At 70.8% G+C, this 19,333-nt stretch carries 19 protein-coding genes and 2 tRNA genes; 5 read left to right on the top strand and 16 right to left on the bottom strand.

The features are described 5' to 3' along the window. Positions 1-294: 294 nt before the first annotated feature. The 6 genes from Strain318_RS05360 to Strain318_RS05335 form a co-directional block, all read right to left on the bottom strand. Positions 295-654, bottom strand: coding sequence for a hypothetical protein (locus tag Strain318_RS05360; protein WP_367887489.1), 360 nt, complete (start codon positions 652-654; stop codon positions 295-297). Positions 655-923: 269 nt separating this feature from the next. Continuing rightward, positions 924-1,058 (bottom strand): hypothetical protein, encoded by a 135-nt coding sequence (locus Strain318_RS05355; RefSeq protein WP_367887488.1) that lies wholly within the window; start codon positions 1,056-1,058, stop codon positions 924-926. 222 nt (positions 1,059-1,280) lie between these two features. Continuing rightward, positions 1,281-1,676, bottom strand: coding sequence for a hypothetical protein (locus Strain318_RS05350; RefSeq protein WP_367887487.1), 396 nt, complete (start codon positions 1,674-1,676; stop codon positions 1,281-1,283). After that, on the bottom strand, positions 1,673-1,948 hold the full coding sequence (locus tag Strain318_RS05345; protein ID WP_367887486.1) for a hypothetical protein: 276 nt from the start codon (positions 1,946-1,948) through the stop codon (positions 1,673-1,675). The genes Strain318_RS05350 and Strain318_RS05345 overlap by 4 nt, the downstream gene beginning before the upstream one ends. Then, the gene (locus tag Strain318_RS05340) at positions 1,948-2,220 is read right to left on the bottom strand and encodes a hypothetical protein (RefSeq protein ID WP_367887485.1); all 273 of its coding nucleotides are present in this window, start codon (positions 2,218-2,220) and stop codon (positions 1,948-1,950) included. The genes Strain318_RS05345 and Strain318_RS05340 overlap by 1 nt, the downstream gene beginning before the upstream one ends. Further along, positions 2,214-2,759, bottom strand: coding sequence for a hypothetical protein (locus Strain318_RS05335; RefSeq protein ID WP_367887484.1), 546 nt, complete (start codon positions 2,757-2,759; stop codon positions 2,214-2,216). Before Strain318_RS05335 ends, Strain318_RS05340 begins: the two co-directional genes overlap by 7 nt. A gap of 165 nt (positions 2,760-2,924) precedes the next feature. Here Strain318_RS05335 and Strain318_RS05330 point away from each other — a divergent pair. The 5 genes from Strain318_RS05330 (at position 2,925) to Strain318_RS05310 (ending at position 6,058) form a co-directional block, all read left to right on the top strand. Further along, positions 2,925-3,007, top strand: a tRNA-Ser gene (locus Strain318_RS05330). A gap of 38 nt (positions 3,008-3,045) precedes the next feature. Beyond that, a complete protein-coding gene (locus Strain318_RS05325; RefSeq protein ID WP_367887483.1) occupies positions 3,046-3,624 on the top strand; it encodes a hypothetical protein in 579 nt (192 codons plus the stop codon). Between the two features lie 131 nt (positions 3,625-3,755). Beyond that, positions 3,756-3,846, top strand: a tRNA-Ser gene (locus tag Strain318_RS05320). Positions 3,847-3,930: 84 nt separating this feature from the next. Further along, entirely contained in the window at positions 3,931-5,388 is a 1,458-nt protein-coding gene (gene gltX, locus Strain318_RS05315; protein ID WP_367887482.1) for a glutamate--tRNA ligase, read from the top strand. Positions 5,389-5,413: 25 nt separating this feature from the next. Continuing rightward, entirely contained in the window at positions 5,414-6,058 is a 645-nt protein-coding gene (locus tag Strain318_RS05310; protein WP_367887481.1) for a LexA family protein, read from the top strand. Here Strain318_RS05310 and Strain318_RS05305 read toward each other — a convergent pair. The 10 genes from Strain318_RS05305 to trxA all read right to left on the bottom strand — a co-directional run bounded on the left by Strain318_RS05305 (position 6,055) and on the right by trxA (position 19,282). Then, positions 6,055-6,966 carry a hypothetical protein gene (locus Strain318_RS05305; protein ID WP_367887480.1) on the bottom strand — a complete coding sequence of 304 codons (912 nt, stop codon included), beginning with the start codon at positions 6,964-6,966 and terminating at the stop codon, positions 6,055-6,057. The genes Strain318_RS05310 and Strain318_RS05305 overlap by 4 nt on opposite strands. Continuing rightward, positions 6,963-7,580: a fumarylacetoacetate hydrolase family protein gene (locus Strain318_RS05300; protein WP_367887479.1), complete on the bottom strand. Its 618-nt coding sequence runs from the start codon at positions 7,578-7,580 to the stop codon at positions 6,963-6,965. Before Strain318_RS05300 ends, Strain318_RS05305 begins: the two co-directional genes overlap by 4 nt. A gap of 14 nt (positions 7,581-7,594) precedes the next feature. After that, on the bottom strand, positions 7,595-10,093 hold the full coding sequence (locus tag Strain318_RS05295; RefSeq protein ID WP_367887478.1) for a helicase C-terminal domain-containing protein: 2,499 nt from the start codon (positions 10,091-10,093) through the stop codon (positions 7,595-7,597). Then, on the bottom strand, positions 10,090-11,343 hold the full coding sequence (locus tag Strain318_RS05290) for an asparagine synthetase B (RefSeq protein WP_367887477.1): 1,254 nt from the start codon (positions 11,341-11,343) through the stop codon (positions 10,090-10,092). The genes Strain318_RS05295 and Strain318_RS05290 overlap by 4 nt, the downstream gene beginning before the upstream one ends. Then, the gene (locus tag Strain318_RS05285) at positions 11,337-13,076 is read right to left on the bottom strand and encodes a hypothetical protein (RefSeq protein ID WP_367887476.1); all 1,740 of its coding nucleotides are present in this window, start codon (positions 13,074-13,076) and stop codon (positions 11,337-11,339) included. The genes Strain318_RS05290 and Strain318_RS05285 overlap by 7 nt, the downstream gene beginning before the upstream one ends. After that, a complete protein-coding gene (locus tag Strain318_RS05280) occupies positions 13,076-16,429 on the bottom strand; it encodes a hypothetical protein (RefSeq protein ID WP_367887475.1) in 3,354 nt (1,117 codons plus the stop codon). Before Strain318_RS05280 ends, Strain318_RS05285 begins: the two co-directional genes overlap by 1 nt. Next, the gene (locus tag Strain318_RS05275; protein WP_367887474.1) at positions 16,426-17,124 is read right to left on the bottom strand and encodes a DUF4159 domain-containing protein; all 699 of its coding nucleotides are present in this window, start codon (positions 17,122-17,124) and stop codon (positions 16,426-16,428) included. Before Strain318_RS05275 ends, Strain318_RS05280 begins: the two co-directional genes overlap by 4 nt. Next, a complete protein-coding gene (gene rsmI, locus Strain318_RS05270; RefSeq protein WP_367887473.1) occupies positions 17,124-17,963 on the bottom strand; it encodes a 16S rRNA (cytidine(1402)-2'-O)-methyltransferase in 840 nt (279 codons plus the stop codon). The genes Strain318_RS05275 and rsmI overlap by 1 nt, the downstream gene beginning before the upstream one ends. Then, entirely contained in the window at positions 17,960-18,868 is a 909-nt protein-coding gene (locus Strain318_RS05265; protein ID WP_367887472.1) for a hypothetical protein, read from the bottom strand. Before Strain318_RS05265 ends, rsmI begins: the two co-directional genes overlap by 4 nt. 87 nt (positions 18,869-18,955) lie before the next feature. Next, on the bottom strand, positions 18,956-19,282 hold the full coding sequence (gene trxA / locus Strain318_RS05260) for a thioredoxin (protein WP_367887471.1): 327 nt from the start codon (positions 19,280-19,282) through the stop codon (positions 18,956-18,958). Positions 19,283-19,333 lie beyond the last annotated feature (51 nt).

The following is a 19,333-nucleotide window of genomic DNA, read 5'->3' as shown; positions in this document are numbered from 1 at the left end:
GTTGCGCGCAGGAAGATCTGGCCCGCCGGCGCGGGGAGTCGTTACTCAGCACGACCAGAAACGCCGACGGGCCCCGCTATTGGCGGGGCCCGTCGGCAGCGCAGGGCGCCTTAGAATCCGATCGTCTTGATAGGTACCTCGTTGTGGAGAGGGCGAGCGACCTCTGGTGATTATGCGCGCCAGCCGGCTATTTCGTTCCGATTGGGTCCGGCAGCGTTGCGAGCTTCTTGGCCCGTTCGAGCTGGGCGAGGAGCGTGGCCTGCGTCTTCGGCGCGTACCAACTCTCAAACAAGTTTACGAGGTGCGATACGGGCCGATAGTCGGGCTGAGGTGTCGGTGATACAGGGTGCAGGGGTACAGCGAGACGACCATCTGGCAATAGGCGGGGGCGCACGGCGTCTCAGATACCTTCGCGTCCGCCAGGCCGTGCGTGAAGCACATCGCCCAGCATTCAAGCGTGTTCATTAGGGCGGTCGCCTCATGCTTCAGTTCCGGTGGCAACGCGCCCACCCACGCGGTCGCGTCCTTCAACTTCGACTTCGACTCCGTCTCATCGAACGTGACGTGCGTAGCGTCCTTGATGAAGAGCTCGATGTTCGCGACGCGGAGCCGCGCAAGCCACACGCCGTGCATCGGGAAGAGCACTTCGCGCATCTCACGTCACAGATCGATTGCGCGCGACTTGGTTTCACGCTCCGCCCGGAGCGAATGTCTTGCTTCGCCACCGCGATAGCCTTGAGGCCGAAGCCCGTGACCACCAGCACCGCGAGCGTGAGAACGGCCCCGGCCATCTCCCAGAACTCGGCCGGATTGGTCGGGCGCATCAGCGCGCCCCAGCTGAGGAGAGTGTCGGCCGCTACGTGAAAATTCTGCATCATCGACGGGATTGGAACATCGGCGGAATGCGACGGTGTCGCACGCGACTATGGAACGCGGCGGACCGACACTGAGTCGACCGAGAACTTGAACGTGTATTCATTCGCCACGCCCTCGATCTGCAGCGGCAAGAGCAGGCTGATGCTCTTGCCAACCGACCCGGTCCGGACCTCGTCCGTCACGCGAGCGACGGTCGAGTCGTACGCCTTGCGTGCTCCGACAGGGAACAGCGGTGCTTCGTTCCAAGACGAGTAGGCGCAGGGCCCGCCGGCACGTCGGTGATGCGACTTGGTCGGCCGCGATCGGCGGTGCGTCCGCGAGGACACCCGCCGTCACCGCCGCCAGCGCGCGCGCGATACCGCGGCCCTGCGCGCCGTTGAGGATCCGCACCGCAGCGCGCCCCGTCACGCCGCCCCCCGCGTGCGCCCGGCGCACGCGTCCCGATCGGCGCAGCGCACGCGCGGCCGTCCCCGTCCGTGCTGCCGCGGCAGCGCCGTGCCGCAGCGATCGCAATGCCGTGCGGCCGCGGCGGGTCGCGACACACCGGGCGCGAACACCGGCAGCGCGGTCAGCACGAGCCGCTGCAGCTGCTGTCGGCTCGGCGCCAACTTCGCCAACGCGGGCGTCGGCGTCGCGACGCGTTCGACCGTGCCCGCGTCGATCGGCGTCGTCACCGTGCCATGGCACGTCGGGCACCGATGCCGCGGGCGGTTGAGCGCATCGAAGGTGATCACGAGCGCCGTGCCGCAGAGCACGCACGCCCGCTCCGTCTGGACGATGGGGCGCGGGATCCCGGTCATGCGCGGCGCTCCGCGCGTGCCGCATCCTGCACCGCCTGCTGACGCTGCCGTTCGAGGATGTCGCGCCCCACGCGGCGCAGATACTTCGCTTCCGAGTCCGTCCGCGGATTGAGCGAGTCGAGCAGGGCCTGCGCGAGGACCTGGCCGTGCGCAACCGCGATGACCGCGGCGATCGCGGCGACGAGCGCCAGTGGCCCCTCGACGTGCACGACCCCGACCACGCACGCAAGGGCGACGAGCAACCCGGCGATCCTCCAGCCGTGTGCGCGCATCAATGGATCCTACGCCGCGGCGCACCCACGGTCGCGCGGAACGCCATCGACTCGAGCTGCACCATCACGCCGTAGGCGAGCAGCACGAACATGCCCACCATCGCGCACACGATCATCCCGAGCGCATAGCCGCTCCACCGGACGACGGCGCGGCGGTGGTTCATCGCCGGCACCTGGGTGAACGCCGCGAGCAGCCCGGCGATGAGGTTGAGCACCAGCAGCAGCGTCCACCACGGCACGCGGCCGAGCTCCTGCAGGAGCGTCGTCAGCATGCGCCCTCCTGCGCCGAGGCCTGTCGCGCCCGCGCGCGCGCCATCCCGGCCTGCGCGGCGCGTGCCCGCTTCGCCGCTTTCGACAGGCGCTTCAAGCGCGCCCGCTCGAGCGCCGCGGTATCCGCGCTATCATTGCCGACCCGACGCACGCCGTTCCGCTTGAGCGCGCGCAACGCCTGGCGCTCGTGGCGCGCGAGCGGGCGCAGCTGTTCCGTCGTCTCGAGCTGTTCCCGGACCCGGGTCGCCTTCGCAAGGCCGCGGATCTCCACCGGGATCAGGAGCCCATGCGGACCCGGCAGCAGCGGACCAATGGCGCACACCGGCCAGCGGCGCCGTTCAAGGTTGTATCGCGCCTGCGCGATCTCCAGGATCCGCGTGCGCTGCGCCTCGCGCTCCGGCGTCCCGAGACACTGATGCAACGTCCGCAGCTGGTCGTGCGAGACGTACCCGAGCGACTCCGCCTCCACCAGCGTGAGCGCCGACTGCGGGTCGCGGTCGCCATCGAGTTCAGGATCGTCGATGATGGTCGCGGCGTTCATGGCAGCACCCCGCCGAGGGTAGCCGCCGGGCACACACCCATATAGGATGAAGCCAGTGCGAGCGGGCCCCGGATCGCCACGGCGTTCCGCCCCCGGATTTGTCCCCGGTGACCCGCGCGCACGACACTCGCGATTACGCGGTAAAGTGTTGCTTCGTAATCGCTTGGAGGGTTGGCAGAATGGCTATTGCAGCGGTCTTGAAAACCGCCGTCCGCAAGGACTTACAGGTTCGAATCCTGTACCCTCCGCTCCCGTTCGGCCCCCCGCCCCAGACCGTCAGGATCGCGTGACCCGCATCGAGCTCCGGGCCCCCCGCTGGGTCCACGTCCCCTTCCTGGTCGGCGACGTCATCCTGCTGGCCGTGTTCTACCAGGTCTTGGTCGGCGGTGGCTTCGACACTGGCGGCGACGCTTTCTCGACGCCCGTCGAGACGCCGCTCGGCATGAAGCTGGCCTTTGGCTTCTTCGCGGCCATCGGCGTGTTCATGTTCTTCGTGCTGCTGTACCGGATCATCAAGAATCCGGTGATCTTCGCGATGGACGGCGAGGGCCTGTACCTCAACCCCGCCGGCGTCGAACTCGGGCGCTTCAAGTGGTCGGAGATCGCCGAGATCCGCGAGACCACCGTCATCGGATCGCCCACAGGCCGCGGCGGGCCGCGTCAGATGCCGGCCGTGGCGCTCGTGCTGAGGGATCCGGACGCGTATATCGCGCGCTTCCCGCGCGTGATGTCGCCGCTCTTCAAGTTCCGCGAGGCAGAGGCGGGCACGCCGCTCTTGCTCGAGCCGGCGATGTTCGGCGCGCGTTATGCGGAGATCGTCGCGGCGATGCGCGAGCAGGTGAGCCGGCACGGTGCGCGCGCCTAAGCAGCTGGAGCCGCCCGCACCGCGCCCTCCGGGCCCACGGCAGTTCCGCTAGCCGCGCGAATCCACCCGCGCCTGCGCTTGATTCACCCTCGTCAGCGGGCGAGATTACGTGACTTCGGGACATCCCGAAAGGAGACGTGGCCGAGAGGCTGAAGGCGGCGGTTTGCTAAACCGTTATACGGGGTTAAACCCGTATCGAGGGTTCGAATCCCTCCGTCTCCGTGAGCGCGGCCCGTTCGGAGAGGCATTTCCGGGCGGGCCGGCTTCGTTTTCGCCGGATGCCCGTTCACCCAGCCCGCCTCGCCCTTGTCTGCGCCCCGCCTCCGCTTCGCCCCCAGCCCCACCGGCTATCTGCATGTCGGCGGCGCCCGCACCGCGCTCTTCAATTGGCTCCTCGCCCGCAAGCTCGGCGGCCAGTTCTTGCTGCGCGTCGAGGATACGGACAAGGCCCGCTCCACCGACGACTCCACGCGCGCCATCTTCGAGGGCATGCGCTGGCTGGGCCTCGACTGGGACGAAGAGGTCGTCTTCCAAGGCGCAAACCTCGAACGGCATCGCGCGGACGCGCAGAAGCTGCTCGACGCGGGCAAGGTCTATCGCTGCTTCTGCACCACCGAAGAGATCGCCCAGCGCCGCGCCGCTGCCGAGGCGGCGGGCGGTGCCTTCGCCTACGACCGCCGCTGCGACAAGCTCCCGCAGGACGAAATCGCGCGCCGCGTCGCCGCCGGCACGCCCTTCGTGCTGCGCTTCCGCGTGCCTGACGGCGACACTGCTTGGGAAGATCTCGTCCACGGCCGCATCAGCTTCCCGAACAAGGACATCGACGACTTCGTCATCCTCCGCTCGGACGCCACGCCGATCTACAACCACGCCGTGGTCTCCGACGACATCGCGATGCGCATCACGCTCGTGATGCGCGGCGACGACCACATCTCGAACACGCCGAAGCAGATCCTGCTCTACCAGGCCCTCGGCGCGCCGCTGCCGCAGTTCGCGCACCTGCCGATGATCCACGGCACGGACGGCAAGAAGCTCTCCAAGCGCCACGGCGCCACCGCCGTCGGCGACTACCAGCACAAGGGCATCCTGCCGCAGGCAATGGTCAACTTCCTCGCGCTGCTCGGCTGGTCGCCCGGCGGCGACTTCGACGAAGTGATGACGCTCGAGCAGCTCATCGAGGGCTTCAGCGCCGATGGCCTGCTCAAGAAAGCCGCGGTGTTCGACCCGGCCAAGCTCGAGTGGATGAACGGCCAGCACCTCGCGAAGATGCCGATCGCCGAGGCGGCGGCGCTGCTGCGCGGCCCGCTCGTGGCGGCCGGCCTCACGACGGACGCGTGGCTCGACGCCAACACCGCCTGGTATCACAAGCTGCTCGAGTTGCTGCGCGTGCGCGCGCGTCTGACGGACGAACTCGTCGCCCAGTCTACGCCCTACTTCACCGACGATTTCGCCTACGAGGCGGACGCCGTCGCCAAGCAGTGGAAGGACCCCGCCGCCGCACAGGCGCTGCTCGAGGCCTGCGGCGAGACGCTGCGTTCATTGGAGCCGTTCGACGAAGCCACGATGGAGCCGGCGATGCGCCAGCTCGCCGAGGCCAAGGGCGTCGGCGCCGGCAAGCTGCTGCAGCCACTGCGCGTCGCGCTCGTGGGCTCGGCGGCATCGCCCGGCATCTTCGAAGTGATGGCGCTGCTCGGGCGCGAGCGCACGCTCGCCCGCGTCACCCGTGCCGTGACCCACCTGCAGGGGATGCGCACGGGCGCCTGAGCGCCCGTCGCGCGCAGACGTCACGATGGACCGGCCTCGCGCGCCCCTCACGCCGGTCGAACGGCAGGTCTGGCACTTCCTGATCGATCACGTCGCGACGCACACGTTCCAGCCGAGCGTGCGCGAGATCGCGCGGCACTTCCGCATTCCCTCCACGCGCACGGTCACGACGCTGCTCGACGCACTCGCCGCGAAAGGCTACGTGCGGCGTGTCCCGGGCCGCTCGCGCGGTGTGGTGCTCGAAGGCTTCGCCGGCGGCGTCGGCACGCAGCCCGTGCCGCTCGTGCAATACGGCGGCGACGGACGCCCGGTCACCGAACAGCATTTCACGCTCGACCGTCAGCTGCTGCCCAGTGACGATGCGTTCTTCGTGCGCACCAACGCCGAGGACGCGCCACGCCATGCGATTCGCGAGGGTGACCTGGTCCTCGTGGCACCCACCGCACGCGCCGGCGACGACGCGCCCGTGGTCGTGCGCCGCGGGACGCGCATACTCGTGCGCCTGATGATCCGCCGCGGCAGCACGCTGGTGTTGCTGGCCCCCGCGCCCGGCGTCCCCGACCTCGAGCTGCACGACGGCGAGGATTTCACGGTCCTCGGCCCCGCCGGTCTCGTCCTGCGCAGCATCGCGTCGCGCGAAGACGACGCCGACCGCGACGACGCGCGCTAGGGCCGCGCGGGGTCTGCGGGCTGCGGCGGCGCGTTCCGCTGCGCGTCCTGCGCGGCGCGCATCGCCTGCCGCTCCTTCTCACGACGCTCGCGCAGCGCCTTCACCGCGAGGTCGAACTCATCGTCGCGCATCTGCCGCGCCGCCTGCTGCACGATCTCGCTGCGCATCGCGTCGAGGCGCCGCGCGCGCTCGGCGGCGATGGGATTTGCCTGCACGTTGTTGAGCGGCAGCAACGCCAGCACCGGCGTGGGCAGCGAGAAGTTGCCGAGGCGGATCATGCCTTGGTCCACGCCCCACTTCTTGCCGCCGAGGTTGAACGTCCAATCACCCGGACGGCGCCCTTGATCGTCATCGCCCATGGCATCGACATAGGCCTCGATGCCCCGCTCCAGCATCAGGCGGAGCGTGTCGGCGCGATTCAGCGGCACGATCGGCGCGGCGACCACGGAGCCAGGCGTCACCCAGAGCCGCTGGTCGGTGTAGGTCGGCCGGAGGCCGCGAATCGGACCGCCGTCGCCGATGATGTCGCCATAGCCGCCCCCGCTGCGCGGCGCCGCATCCGCGGGAGCAGACGGCACGCCGCTCGGCACCCCAGACGGTGCGACCAGCGGCGGGATCACGGCCGGCTCCGGCGGCTGCGTCTCATCCACCGCCCGGCCATCGCCGCCGTCGCGCGGCGCCTCGCGGTTCGGCTCGCCGCCCGTCGGCAGCACCACCTCGAACCGAATCTGCTCCGGCACGATCGCGCGGCCCGAGTCGTCACGCAGCCAGTCGTAGGCCACCGGCACCAGGAACGACGGCACGACGATGGCGAGCAAGACCACCTGCAGCACCAGCGCAGTCGCCGACACCCGGGCATCGCCCGAGCGCCGCGTCGGCAGCAGCTGGATGCCGCGGCGCTTCGTCACGCCTCGTCCACCACCGGATTCGACACCTTGCTCCACCCCAGCACTTCCACCTCGACCACATCGCCGGCCTTGAGCGCCTTCACGCCAGCCGGCGTGCCCGTCGCCACCACGTCGCCGGGCTCGAGCGTCATGCGCTGCGAGATGTAGCTCAACAGCTCATCGATCGGGAACACCATTTCGCTGGCGCCCCCGCGCTGGCACTCCTCGCCATTCACGCGCGTCACGACGGTGAGGTCGTGCAGGTTCACCGTTCCCTGCCGCTCCGGTCCGATCGGGCAGAACGTGTCGGACCCCTTCGCCCGCCACCACTGGCCATCGCCCTTCTGCCAGTCGCGCGCCGAGACGTCGTTCACCGCGACGATGCCGCGCACCGCGGCGGCGGCCTGCTCGCGCGTCGCGCGCGAGAGCCGCGTGCCGATCACCACGCCGATCTCGCCCTCGAAGTCCACGCGCCCGGCGTCCTTGGGCAGCACGATGGCCGCACCGCCGTCGATGACGCTCGACGCCGGCTTGAGGAAGATGAGCGGGGCCGTCGGGACCTCGTTGCCGAGTTCCTTGGCATGCTCGCGGTAGTTGCGTCCGGCGCAGACGATCTTGGAGGGTCGGGTCATCATCGCAATCTACCCCGCTAGGTGGGGGAATGTGTCTCGTAGAAGGCGTTCAACTCATCGCGCAGCACCGCCCAGGGGCCCTGCAGCCGCGTGGCCGGGGGCAGCCCTTCCGTGAGACGCCGACCGTAGCCTTTCGTGACGACCCGCGGATCGCAGATGATCACCGCCCCGCGGTCGGATGCCGTCCGGATGAGCCGCCCGAAGCCTTGCTTGAGCCGCAGGGCCGCGTGCGGGATCATGTACTCGGCGAAAGCATCGCCGCCCGCCGCCTCGATCGCCTCGCACTGCGCGGCGGTCATCGGCTCGGTCGGCACGCGGAACGGGATCTTCGCGATGATCATCCCGCGCAGCGCGCGGCCCGGCACGTCCACGCCTTCCCAGAAGCTCGCCGTCCCCAGCAACACCGCGTCGCCGTGCTCACGGAAGCGCCGCAGCAACTCATCGCGCGGGGCCTCCCCGTGCACGAGCAGCGGGTATCGTCCTTCGACACCCGCGGCGCGCAGGACGGTTGCCGCCTCACGCACGTCGCGGTGGCTGGTGAAGAGCACGAACACCCCGCCCTTCGCCGCGGTGATGAGATCCTGCGCGGCGCCCATCGTGCGCTTGAAGTGGTTCGCGCCGTCGGTGTTCGGCGGCGGGAAGTCGCTGGGAATGAGCAGCATCGACTGCCGCGGGTAGTCGAACGGCGAGGCCAACGACGCCGTCACCGGCTCGAGTTCCTCGTCATCAAGCCCGAGCCGCCGCGTGATGAAGTCGAAGCCGTCCCCGACGGCGAGCGTCGCACTCGTCACGATCGCCGTCTCCACGCGGCGGAACAGGTCCTCACGCAGGATCGGCGCGAGGTCCAGCGGCACCGCCGTCGCACCCACGTTGCGTTCCCCGCCCCGCAGTTCGAGCCAGCGCACGCGTGGCTGCCCCTCGCGTCCAGGCCGCAGCGCCGCGCGCAAGGCATCGCCCGCCGTCTGTAGGCGCCGCGTCACGCCGCGCACTTCGTTCAGCAGCGGCGCGAGTTCCTCGGCTTTCGCCTCGTCCGACTCCAAGCGCTCGCGCACCATGCGCAGGCCATCGCCGAGCAACTCGACTTCGGCCAGCAGGTCATCGAGCGCGACGGTGAGCCCCGCCTGCCAGACCGACTCCTCTTCGAACTGGTCGGTAAGCCGCACCATGCTCTCGTTGCGGCCCTTCAACCACTCGGTGAGCAGGTCGCAGAGCAGTGCGCTCTTCTCGCGCGCCGTTTGCAGCGACGGCACGAGCCGCGCCCGCAACAGGTCCAGGCTCGCAATCGAGTACAGGTCCTTGCCCGACGCGAGCTTCTTCTCGAGCGCCGGCAGCAATCCCTTGCCGCGGCGCTCGAGCCGCGAGAACAGGCGCTCCAAGCCGCGTCGCGACACCTGCTGCCCCAAGTGCGCGGCCGCCGCGTCCTCGAGGTGATGGCCCTCGTCGATCACCAGGCGCTTGTAGGCCGGCAGCACCGCGGCTTCGTCCCAGCGTCCGCTCGCGCGGCGCACGGCGATGTCCGCCATCAGCAGGTGATGGTTCACCACCACCACGTCCGCCTGCGCGGCGGCGCGACGTGCCTTGAACACGAAGCATTGTTCGAAATGCGGGCACTTGAGCCGCGTGCACAGATCGCCCTCAGCCGCGACTTCGTCCCACACCTCGTGGCGCGGTTCCACGGGAAGGTCGGCCAGCGAGCCGTCCTGTGTCTTCTGTGCCCAGTCCTCGAGCATGCCGAGCTCGGCGGAGGCGTCGTCCTCGAACAGCACCTGCGCCTGCCCGCGCGCCTGCTCTAGCCGCAGCAGGCAGAGGTAGTTCTTCCAACCCTTGAGCAGCGCGAAGCGCACCTGCTGATCCTTCAGCGCGCCCTTCAGGAACGGCAGGTCCTTGCCGAAGAGCTGCTCCTGCAGCGTGATGGTGTTGGTGCTCACGACCGTGCGCTCGCCGCTCGCAGCGGCCCAGCGCAGCGCCGGCACGAGATACCCCAGCGACTTGCCGACGCCCGTGCCCGCCTCGATGAGCCCCACGCCGCCGCGCTGGAAGAGCTGTGCGATCAACCGCGCCATCTCGCGCTGGCTGGGGCGGTCTTCGTAGCGCCCGAGCTTAGCGGCGATCGGTCCCTCGGGCCCGAGCGCGCCCGCCACGTCGCCGGGTTCGAGATGCGCGGGCTCCTTGGGGCGCGGCACCTCGACCACCACGTAGAGCCGCGCGGCGTCATTGTCGACGATCGCGAAGCCGATGCCGTCGTCGTGCATCTTGGCCGCGACCACGAGATCCGCGTCGCTGGGCTCCAGCAGGCCGCTGGGGTGGTTGTGCACCAGCAGCTCGCCGCGATTCGCGAAGCCCGGCAGCGCGAGCACGCTGGAGACGTCACCGCGGGCCGCCACGCGCGCCGTCTGCACGACGCCCGCGTCGTTGATCGTGCAGACGAAGCAGACTTCGCGCCCGCCCGCGAGCCGGATGGCAGAACGAATCGCCGCGGCAGCACCGGGCGCGAGACGCCCGGGCTCGCCGCTCACGTCTTGAGTGGCCGCTTCCGCGCAGCCGGGAACAACACGTTGTTGAGGATCAGCCGATAGCCCGGCGAATTGGGATGCAGCGCGAGGTCCGTGGGCGGCGCCCCGATCGCGTGCTGCGGATCCTCGGGATCATGCCCGCCCAGATACGTGAACGAGCCGCGCCCGTAGCCGCCGTGGATGTACTTCACCCATGGTGCGCCCTCCTCGTGCGCGAGCACCGTAACGCTGGACTTGAGCGTGCGCCGCGTGAACGAGGTCGTAACGCCGTAGTAGTCGCGCAGCACGTTGCGGTGGTTCTGCACCAGCATCGTCGCCACGGGATCGAACTTGGCCGAGAAGCCGAAGAGCGTGAACGTCCCCAGCGGCTGCCGCCGCGACGGCACGTTCACCTGGTGCCCGTCGATGTCACTCATCGCATTCACGCCCGCGCCGAACTCCAGCCGCGCGTTCTCCGTCGCGAAGGTGCGGTCCCAGGCCATCTTGCTGTCGGCGTCGGCGTCCATCGGCGTGCCGTCGGTGCTGCCCCCCGCGATGTCCACGTTCAGCGCGGCGATCGCCAGCTCGATGGTCTCCGTCGCGCCGCACATGGCGAAGAGGAAGCCGCCGCGGTCCACGAAGCCGCGCAGGCGGTCGGCGACGGTCTTCTTGAGCGTCGGCACGTCCGGCAGGTTGTGCTTACGCGCCATCTGCAGGTCGCGGTCCCGGGCCTGCTGGAACCACGGCGCATCGCGGAAGCCGAGGTAGAGCTTGTGCTGCTGCCCCGTGAAGTCCTCGTGATGCAGGTGGATCCAGTCGAACTGCGACAGGTCCGTGCTCAGCACGTCGTCGTCGAAGATGTTGGTGTACGGGATGCCTGCGTAGGTGAGCGCCAGCGTGACGGCGTCGTCCCAGGGCATGGACTGCGGCGGCGTGTACACGGCGATGCGCGGTGCCTTGTCGAGCGGCACGGCGTCCATGTTGCCATCGGCGATCTGCCGGCGGATGTCCACGAGGCGCGCATCGTCGATGGGCTCCGTGGCCACGCCAGCGAGCAACGCCGCGCGCCGCAGGCCCGGGAGGTCCGGCAGCAGGAAGCTCCCGCCGCGGAAGTTGAGCAGCCACTCGCTGCGCACGCCGTCGGTGAGCGCGCCGAAGGTGAGCCCATAGGCCTTCAGGTGGTTCGACTGCGCGTCGTCCATCGGCACGAGCAGATGCTGTGCGCGCAACGGCAGCGCGAGGCAAAGGGCCAACCCGAGCAGTCGATTCAGCACGCCGACTCCTCCGCCCGCGTCGGCGGCAACGCGTCTAACTCACGCCGCGCCTGCGGTACCAGCGCGGACCCCGGATAATCGATGATCATCGTCTCGAATTGTTCGCGCGCCGCCCGCACGTCGCCGCGGCGCTTGAGCGCCCGCCCCCACTCCAGACGCGCCTCTGCCGCTTCCGGCGACTGCGCGTACGCCGTCACCACGCGGGTCCACAGCGGGATCGCCCGCGCGTCGGCGCCGCGCGCCATCTCCACGCGCGCCGCCATCGTCACCAGCAACGGCGCCGCGTCACTCAGCTCCTCCGCCGCACGCAGCATCGCCGCCACGGCCGCCGTCGAGTCCTGCCGGGCCAACGCCAAGAAGGCCGCCCCCACCGTCGGCGAGCGCTCCGCGCGCGTGCGCGAGAGCAACGACAGTGCTGCCACGGCATCGGTGGCCGCGACATCGCCGTAGCGCAGCGCGCGTCGTGCGGTCACCAAGTCGCCGTCGTACAGCGCGAGCCAGCCACTCACCGCGTCGTCGGCATCCAGCGGGCCGTCGGCGAGCACCGCACGCGCCCGCGCGACGTCACCGGCGCGAATCCACGCCCACGCGATGCTCCGCGCGAACCCGCGCGCCTGGCCGCCGAGTTGCGGGGCGGCATCGGCGAGCACCCGCTCGGCCTCCGCCGCACGCCCGAGACGCGCCAAGGCTTCGAGTTCGATGCCGATCAGCTCGGCGCGTGGCGCCTCCGTCGGCACACGGGCGGCGCGGGCCAGGCGAATCGCCGTCTCGGCATCATTCGCCTTGAGCGCTGCCGTCGCGCCGCGTTCGGCTACCGCGCGGTCCTGCAGCCCGCGACTGCGCCGCGCCGCGTGCACCGCCACCAGCGCATCGCGCGCCGCCGACCACGCCTGCACGCGCTCCGCCTCTTCGGCAAACTGATTCCACACGTACACGACCGTATCGGACACCGGCAGGTCCTTGATCACCTGCCAGCCGGCGAGCGGCGCGCCCCAGCCGAGCTCGAGTTGGCTCAGCGTCTGGTACGCGCCCATCGGCGGCGACTCGGCGCGCAGGCCGGCGCGCACCGCGTCCCGCGCGTCCAGCGGCGCCTGCGAGAGCGAGAATACCGCGCCCGCTTCATAGTACGCCTGATCGCGCATGGTCTCGCGCCACGCCACGGCGGCTTCATCCCATCGCCCGAGTGCGGCGCGCAGCTGGGCGACTTCGAGCAAGAGCTCCCGCGTACCGCTGAGCACGCTGGCCGCTTCGGCCAGCACCGAGTCCGCCGACTGCGGGCGGCTGTTGTAGAGCAGGATGCGCGCGTAGTCGCGGTATGGCGTCACCTCGCGGGGACGCAGGTCGCGCCACTGCTGGAACGCCACGGCCGCCGCGGAGTCGCGGCCAGTCACCACCAGCACGCGCAACTGCGCGCCGCGCAGCTGCGCGTCCGCGGGCGTGAGCGGCACCAACGAATCGAGCAGCGGCAGGAGCAAGTCCTCATCGCTGGTCATCGTGTACACGCGCTCGAGGCCGAGCACCGCGGGAATCGCCGCGCCGGCACGCAGCACCTCGAGCCACGCGTCGCGCGCCTGGTCGTAGCGGCCGCCATTCTCGTGGTCGATCGCGCGTGCGATCAACGGTGCGGTCGGGTTCCCCAGCGGGCGCGACTGCGCCGCGACCGGCAGCGCCGCCATCGCGAGCACAGCACCGATCGTCACGCACGGCTGCACGAGATCCAGCACGCGTCGCATCACGGCCGCGGCTCCGCATTCAGGCGCCGGAAGTACTCGATGACGATGCGCCGGTCCTCCGGACTCAGCCCGCGCAGTTCATCCCACGACGGCACGCGGTAGCGCTCCGCCGCCGCACCGCTGCTCGGGCCCTCGGCGCGCACGCGTTCCGTGGTCCGCGCCGCACGCGCCTCGCGCCGCGACGATTCATCCCGCTGGTCATTCTCCAGCGAGCGTCCCGCGTCGAGCATGCGCCGCAGCAACTGCTCCTGCCGCGTCCTGGTCGAGGGATCGAAGGCGCCTTGGTCCAGCGCGGCGGCGAGCACTCGCGCCTCGCGCGCGAGCTCCTGCGCCTTGCCGGTCGGGTCGGCGTCGCTGATCTCGTCGAGCTGCCGCGCCACCTCGCGCTGCGCCCGCGCCATCTGCCGCGCCTGCGCCCGTGCCGCCTCCGCCTGCCCCTGCTGCCCGGACTGCTGCTGCATCGACGGCATGATGCTCTGCATCTGCGCGTTCAAGCCGCCCTGCTGCCGCGCGAGCTCCTGCATCTGCCGCAGCATCTCGGCCACGCCCGTCGCCGACGCGCTGCTGCCTGCGCGCTCGCGGTCACGCGTGAGCTGTGCCGCCGCCTGCCGCAGCGCGTCGGCCGCCTCGCGCATCGCCTGCTCCGTCTGGCCGCCGCGCCCCGCCGCCGCTTCGCGCGCCGCCGCGGCCGCCCGCTGCTCCGCGCGCTGCATGAGCTCCTGCGACCGCTGCGAGACCAGCGCCGACTTCTTCGACTCTTCCGCCAGGCGCTCCTGCGCCGTCTGCACACCTTGCTGCAGCGCCGACTGCTGGCCGCGCAGCCCCGGCGCGGCGTTGTTCTCGCGCGCCTGCTGGGCCAACTGATCCTGCTCGCGCGCCAGCTGCATCATCTCCTGCACGGAGCGGTCCAGCGCGTTCGTGAGCTCGGCCTTCCACTCGCCGACCTGCTGCTCGCGGGCCTGCGAGAGATCCCGCGCGGCGCCTTGCATGGCATCGGCGGCGCGTTCCGCCGCCTCCTGCGCGGCGCGCTGACCCTGCTGCCCTTGCTGTCCCTGTTGCTGCTGCGCCGCGTCCTGCATGGCGTTCGCCGCCTGCTGCGCCTGATCCGCCGCCCGCTGCATGCGCTCCGCACCCGCCTCGGCCTGCGCCTGCTGCAAGCGCTCGGCGAGCTGCTGCGCCTGCCGCGCGAGGTCCTGCGATTGCTGCTGCATCTGCTGCGCCTGGTCGCGCGAGGGCGGCCGCGCAGCGGCGCTGTCGGCCATGGCCCGCTGCTGTTGCGCGAGCTCGTTGCCGCGGTCGGCCAGCGTCTGCATCTGCCCCTCGAGCGCCGCACGCCGCAGCATCTCGGCGCTGCGCTCCAACTGCTCGCGCATGCGCTGCTGTTGCTGCGCCAGCTGCTGCAGCGACTGCCGCGTCCGTGCGCCGTCGAGCTGCTGCGTCGCGCTCTCGAGTTGCTGCATCGCCGCCTGCATCTCGGGCGTCATCGCCTCGCGCATCATGCGCTGCGCCTCGGCGAGCTGCCGCTGGAGGTTCGTATCCAAGGCGCCGGCCTGGCGCAGGCGGTCCTCGAGATTGCGCGCGGCATCTTCGAGGCGCTGCACCTGCTCGCGCAGGGCCTGCTGTTCCTGCGCGATCTCGCGCGCCCGCTCCGCGCCCTCGTAGCCGAGCGCTTCGCGCGGCGCGTTCGGATCGCTCGCCGGGTTGGGCGCCTGCCCCTGGGCTTGCCCCGGCTGCTGCTGCGCCGCGCGCGGGTCGTTCACCGAGCTCTCGGCGCCACGGTCCCCGCGTTGGCGCGCCGCGAGCGCCGTGCGCTCGGCGAGCTCGGCCTGCGCCTTCGCGGCGGCATCCGCGGCGGCCACTGCAGCGTCCGCCGCGGCATCGGCCGCCGCGCGCGCTTCGTTGGCCGTCGGCACGCGCAGACGCAGCGGCGTGCTGATCGCCAAGCGATTCCCCGGCGCTGCGTCACGCGCGGCGAGCGTCACTTCCAGGGTCTGACCGGGCTCGAGGCCTGCGGGCGCGAGCCGCAACGTGTACACCCCGCTCCAGATCGCGTCCTCGGCGGCATCGAGCGCGACGGTCGCGAACGGTGCATCCTCGCCCACGCGTTGCAGGCGCAGCGCCACGTCGCGCAGCCCGTAGTCGTCCTGCGCGAGCAGCTCCAGCGCCAGCACGTCCTGCGCGTCCACCATGCGCTCGCCCGTCGGGGTGAGGATCTCCACGCGCGGCAGTGAGTCCGCGACGACCTCGATATCGAGCGCCGGGGGAAGATCCTCGATGCGCTGGGTCGCGCCCTCGACCCGCCACGCGTACTGCGCCGAGCGCTGCGGTACGAAGCTTCCCGTGACCCGCTGGCCGTCCACGCGGAGGGCGACATCGACGGCGTCGACCGATAGCGATGCCGTGGCGACCGGGGTCGACGCGCGCGCCGCGAGTTCGAGCCGCGTTCCGGCAGGCACGCGGATTGGCGCGTCCGCGCCGAGGCGCTCGTCGCCCCGCCGCAGGTAGCCTGGGTAACGCGCCAGCACCTCGACGTCACCCACGAACGGACGGTCCACAACCGCGATGAGCGCGGAATCACGTCCGGCGCGCCCGTCGGATACCACCACCGCGAGCTCGGCGCTCACGTCAGCGAGCGTTGCCACGGCCCGGCCCGTGGCATCCACCGGCAACGTTTCCTCGCGCCAGCCCTCGCCGCGGCTGCGCCAGCGGAACTGCACGTCACGACGGCCAGGCGCCGCGATCTCCAGCGCGAGATTCTCGCCGCGCTGCACGCGCGTCGGCATGTCGGCAAAGCGCAGCGGCTCCACCAACGCGCCGCGCCAGGCATCCAGCGGGTTGAGCAACGCGCGCCAACCGTCCGGCCGCGTCGCATACGAGCTCGTCGCGAGCACGAACACCTGAGCAAAGGCGATACCCGCCAACAAGGCGGCGCGCTGCAGCCGTTGGCGCAGCTTCGGCGCCGGCCGCGTGGCCTCGGACGCCAAGCGCGCATCGGACTGCGCGATGGCATAGTCCGCGAACACGCCACTGCCTTCGACCTCGAGCACGCCGACCAGCGAGCCGCGGCGCAGCCCCTGCTCCACCTCGATAGCCGACGCCACCGCCATCGGCGCGCTGCGCGCCGTCAACCGGCGCTGCAGGTAGCGCCCCAACGCGACCGCCGCGGCGAAGGCCACCAGCCACGCGAACAGCGGGAGCACCCGTGGCAGGCTCAGCCACGCGCCGTCCGAGAGCAGGCGCGCGAACGTCGTGAGCGCGCCGACGAACACTGCCACCGGCAACAAGGCGCCCGCCACCGCCGCACGCAGGCGCAGCCGGCGCACTTCGTCGTGCACGACCCGCAGCGCGCTCATCGCCCCACCCCGCTCGTGACGGCGTACACGTATAGGTTCACGCCCATACGCAGCGCTTGCTCATGCAGCTCCGGCGGATCCTCAGGGTACGTGCCGACGTCCTCCCAGCCGTTCCCGAGGTCGGCTTCATGCGTGTAGTACACCGCGAGCCTATCGCCGATGAAGATGCCGTAGCCGCGCGGCGGCTTGCCGTCGTGCTCGTGGATCTTCGGCACGCCCTGCGGAAACGCATAGACGATGCGATAGATCGGATGGTCCAGCGGCACGTCCACGAGCTCGCGGTCGGGAAACACCCGCGCGATCTCGCGACGGAACGCGGCATCGAGGCCGTAGTTGTCGTCGGCATGCAGAAAGCCACCCTGCAGCAAGTACTGCCGCAGCCGCGCCACCTCGGCGTCGGTAAACCGTACCTGCCCGTGCCCGGTGAGGTACAGGAACGGATGATCCCAGATGCGCTCATCGCTCAGCGTGAGGCGCACTTCCTGCGGCTCCACGTCGAGTGTGGTCCGCGCGCGCAGCGCCTTGATCAGGTTCGGCAATGCCGACGGATTGGCATACCAGTCGTCGCCGTCGTACTGCAGCCGTGCGACGCTCAGGCGCGTCGTCGCGGCACTCGGCGATGACGCCACCGCCGGCGTCGCGGCGAGCAGCGCGACGCCGAGCAGCGCCATCCCGAACCGCCGCGTCCTGCGCATCAGGCCTCGTGCGCCAAACGGTACGCCACGTTGCGCGAGGCGCCCGCCGCCAGCAGCGCCTGTTGGATCTCGCGCGCGCCCTTGCCCTCGGCGCGCAGCGCAGCCGCGCGCGCCTCCAAGGCAGCCTCTGGTAGCACATCGTCGGGCGCACCGGCCAGCACGAGCACGATCTCCCCTCGCGGTTCGTGGTCGTGATAGTACGCAGCGAGCTCCGCGACCGTTCCGCGCCGGAACTCCTCGTACTGCTTGGTCAGTTCCCGCGCGACGACCGTTGCCCGCTCCCCCGCGCCCGCCGCCACCAAGTCGGCCAGCGTCTGGGCCAGGCGGTTGGGCGCCTCGTAGAGCACGGCGGTGTGCCGCAGCGCCAGCAGCTCGCCCAGCGTGCGGGTGCGGTCGCCGCCCTTCCGCGGCAGGAAGCCGAAGAACGTGAAGCGGTCCGTCGGCAGTCCGGCCCCGGCCAACGCGGCCAGCACCGCCGAAGGGCCCGGCACCGGCACGACCGGCACGCCCGCCTCGATCGCCGCCCGCACGAGGCGGGTGCCAGGGTCCGAGACCAACGGCGTCCCCGCGTCGCTGACCAGCGCGAACGACGCGCCGTCGGTCATCCGCCGCACCAACCCCGGCGTCGCCTGCGCTTCGTTGTGGTCGTGGTACGCCACCAGCGGCGTGCGGATCTCGAAGCGCTCGCAGAGCGCGCGCGTGTGCCGCGTATCCTCGGCGAGGATGGCATCCACGCTCCGCAGCACCTCCGCTGCCCGCGGGGCGAAGTCGCCGAGGTTCCCGATCGGGGTGGAGACGATGTACAGGGTGCCCGGCGTGGTCGCGCCTGCGGCGCTCACCACTTCACCTTCCACGGCAGGGCATCGAACAGCCCCGCCGCCTGGAACACGTGCCGTCGCGACACCGTGAGGTCGTGCAGCAACTGCTCCGGCGTCGTGTCGTCCGGGCAGGCCGCCCAGAGGATGTCCGCCGTCCACGACGCGATCGCCTTGGTGAGCGTCTGCGCGTCCGTCACCGGATCCTTGGTCGTCGGCAGGCTCGGCGAAAACCGCTCGAGCGTCGGATGCTTGAGCACCAGCGCGCGGCGCGCGCCCTCGGTGATCTCCGCGGCCGACGTCTTGCCCGCCTCGCGGAGGCGTGCCGTCAGCGCGCCGATCAACTCGCGGTACGCCTGGATGAGCGCCGGAGAGGCTTGGTGCGGCAGTGCCGCGGGCTTGCCCCAGAGGCGCACCGTCGGGGGCGCGGCGAGGATACGCCCTTCGAGCAGCGTGCGGAGGTGGGCGCCGACATCGCCAGGTCGCGGATCCACGAAGTAGCCGCGCGTCGGGCGGCCGCCGTCGAGCGCCACGTAGTTCACCGCCCCGTCGGCGATCACCTCGAGCGCGCCGTCGTGCATCGTCCCGTCGAGGTACGCCAGCAGGGCCGAGGCATCGCCCGGCACCAGTTCGCGCGGCAGCGCGAGCGGCTGCCCGGTCTGCGTCGCGTACATGTAATCCACCTGCTCGTCACTGGCCTCGTGGAAGCAGATGCTGCCGTACTCGGCGGCGGTGGGCACGCGCCCGATCGCTTCGCTGATGGCGATCGGTGCGAAGCGCTGCCCATCCGCGCTCGACGTCGCCGTCACCACCTCGCCCTCTTCGAGGTAGAGCACCAGCAGCTCTTCCGGCATCCACACCGCCACGTACCCCGACACACGCGCCGACCGGTCACGCTTGGCGTCGGTCAGGAGGTTGCGTAGATGCACGTACGCCAAGCGAGTCCGTTGCAGCAGGACCCGCTTGGCGGGATATCGTATGGCGTCGCGGACCGGGGGCATCCGGACGGGATGCCGTTACGCGGCGTGCTGCTCGAACTTCGCCGCCAAGGCCGGCTTCGGCACCGCGCCGATCACCTGGTCCACCAGCTTGCCGTCCTTGAAGAACAGCAGCGTGGGGATCGACCGCACCTGGAAGCGCATCGCCGTCTTCTGGTTCGCGTCCACGTCGAGCTTCGTCACCTTCACGCGGCCGTCGAACTCCACGCTGAGCTGCTCGAGGATCGGCGCGATCATGCGGCAGGGGCCGCACCACGTCGCCCAGAAGTCCACCACCGCCAGGCCCTTATGCTGCTCGACTTCGTTCGCGAACGAATCGTCGGTCACATTCACCGTCTTCGACATCGGATCTCCCCTAGGGTCCCGCATCCGCTGACACCTGCGCGGATGCCTGAG

It is taken from the genome of Pseudogemmatithrix spongiicola, assembly GCF_030623445.1.
In the GTDB taxonomy this organism is placed as follows: domain Bacteria; phylum Gemmatimonadota; class Gemmatimonadetes; order Gemmatimonadales; family Gemmatimonadaceae; genus Pseudogemmatithrix; species Pseudogemmatithrix spongiicola.
This window is presented reverse-complemented; position numbering and strand designations above follow the sequence as displayed.

What these genes read in the sequence shown, in the direction of transcription:
- Strain318_RS05360 (WP_367887489.1), bottom strand. Translation starts at nt 654, where the DNA reads ATGCGCGAAGTGCTCTTCCCGATGCACGGCGTGTGGCTTGCGCGGCTC.
- Strain318_RS05350 (WP_367887487.1), bottom strand. Translation starts at nt 1,676, where the DNA reads ATGACCGGGATCCCGCGCCCCATCGTCCAGACGGAGCGGGCGTGCGTG.
- Strain318_RS05345 (WP_367887486.1), bottom strand. Translation starts at nt 1,948, where the DNA reads ATGCGCGCACACGGCTGGAGGATCGCCGGGTTGCTCGTCGCCCTTGCG.
- Strain318_RS05340 (WP_367887485.1), bottom strand. Translation starts at nt 2,220, where the DNA reads ATGCTGACGACGCTCCTGCAGGAGCTCGGCCGCGTGCCGTGGTGGACG.
- Strain318_RS05335 (WP_367887484.1), bottom strand. Translation starts at nt 2,759, where the DNA reads ATGAACGCCGCGACCATCATCGACGATCCTGAACTCGATGGCGACCGC.
- Strain318_RS05310 (WP_367887481.1), top strand. Translation starts at nt 5,414, where the DNA reads ATGGACCGGCCTCGCGCGCCCCTCACGCCGGTCGAACGGCAGGTCTGG.
- Strain318_RS05300 (WP_367887479.1), bottom strand. Translation starts at nt 7,580, where the DNA reads ATGATGACCCGACCCTCCAAGATCGTCTGCGCCGGACGCAACTACCGC.
- Strain318_RS05285 (WP_367887476.1), bottom strand. Translation starts at nt 13,076, where the DNA reads ATGCGACGCGTGCTGGATCTCGTGCAGCCGTGCGTGACGATCGGTGCT.
- Strain318_RS05280 (WP_367887475.1), bottom strand. Translation starts at nt 16,429, where the DNA reads ATGAGCGCGCTGCGGGTCGTGCACGACGAAGTGCGCCGGCTGCGCCTG.
- Strain318_RS05275 (WP_367887474.1), bottom strand. Translation starts at nt 17,124, where the DNA reads ATGCGCAGGACGCGGCGGTTCGGGATGGCGCTGCTCGGCGTCGCGCTG.
- trxA (WP_367887471.1), bottom strand. Translation starts at nt 19,282, where the DNA reads ATGTCGAAGACGGTGAATGTGACCGACGATTCGTTCGCGAACGAAGTC.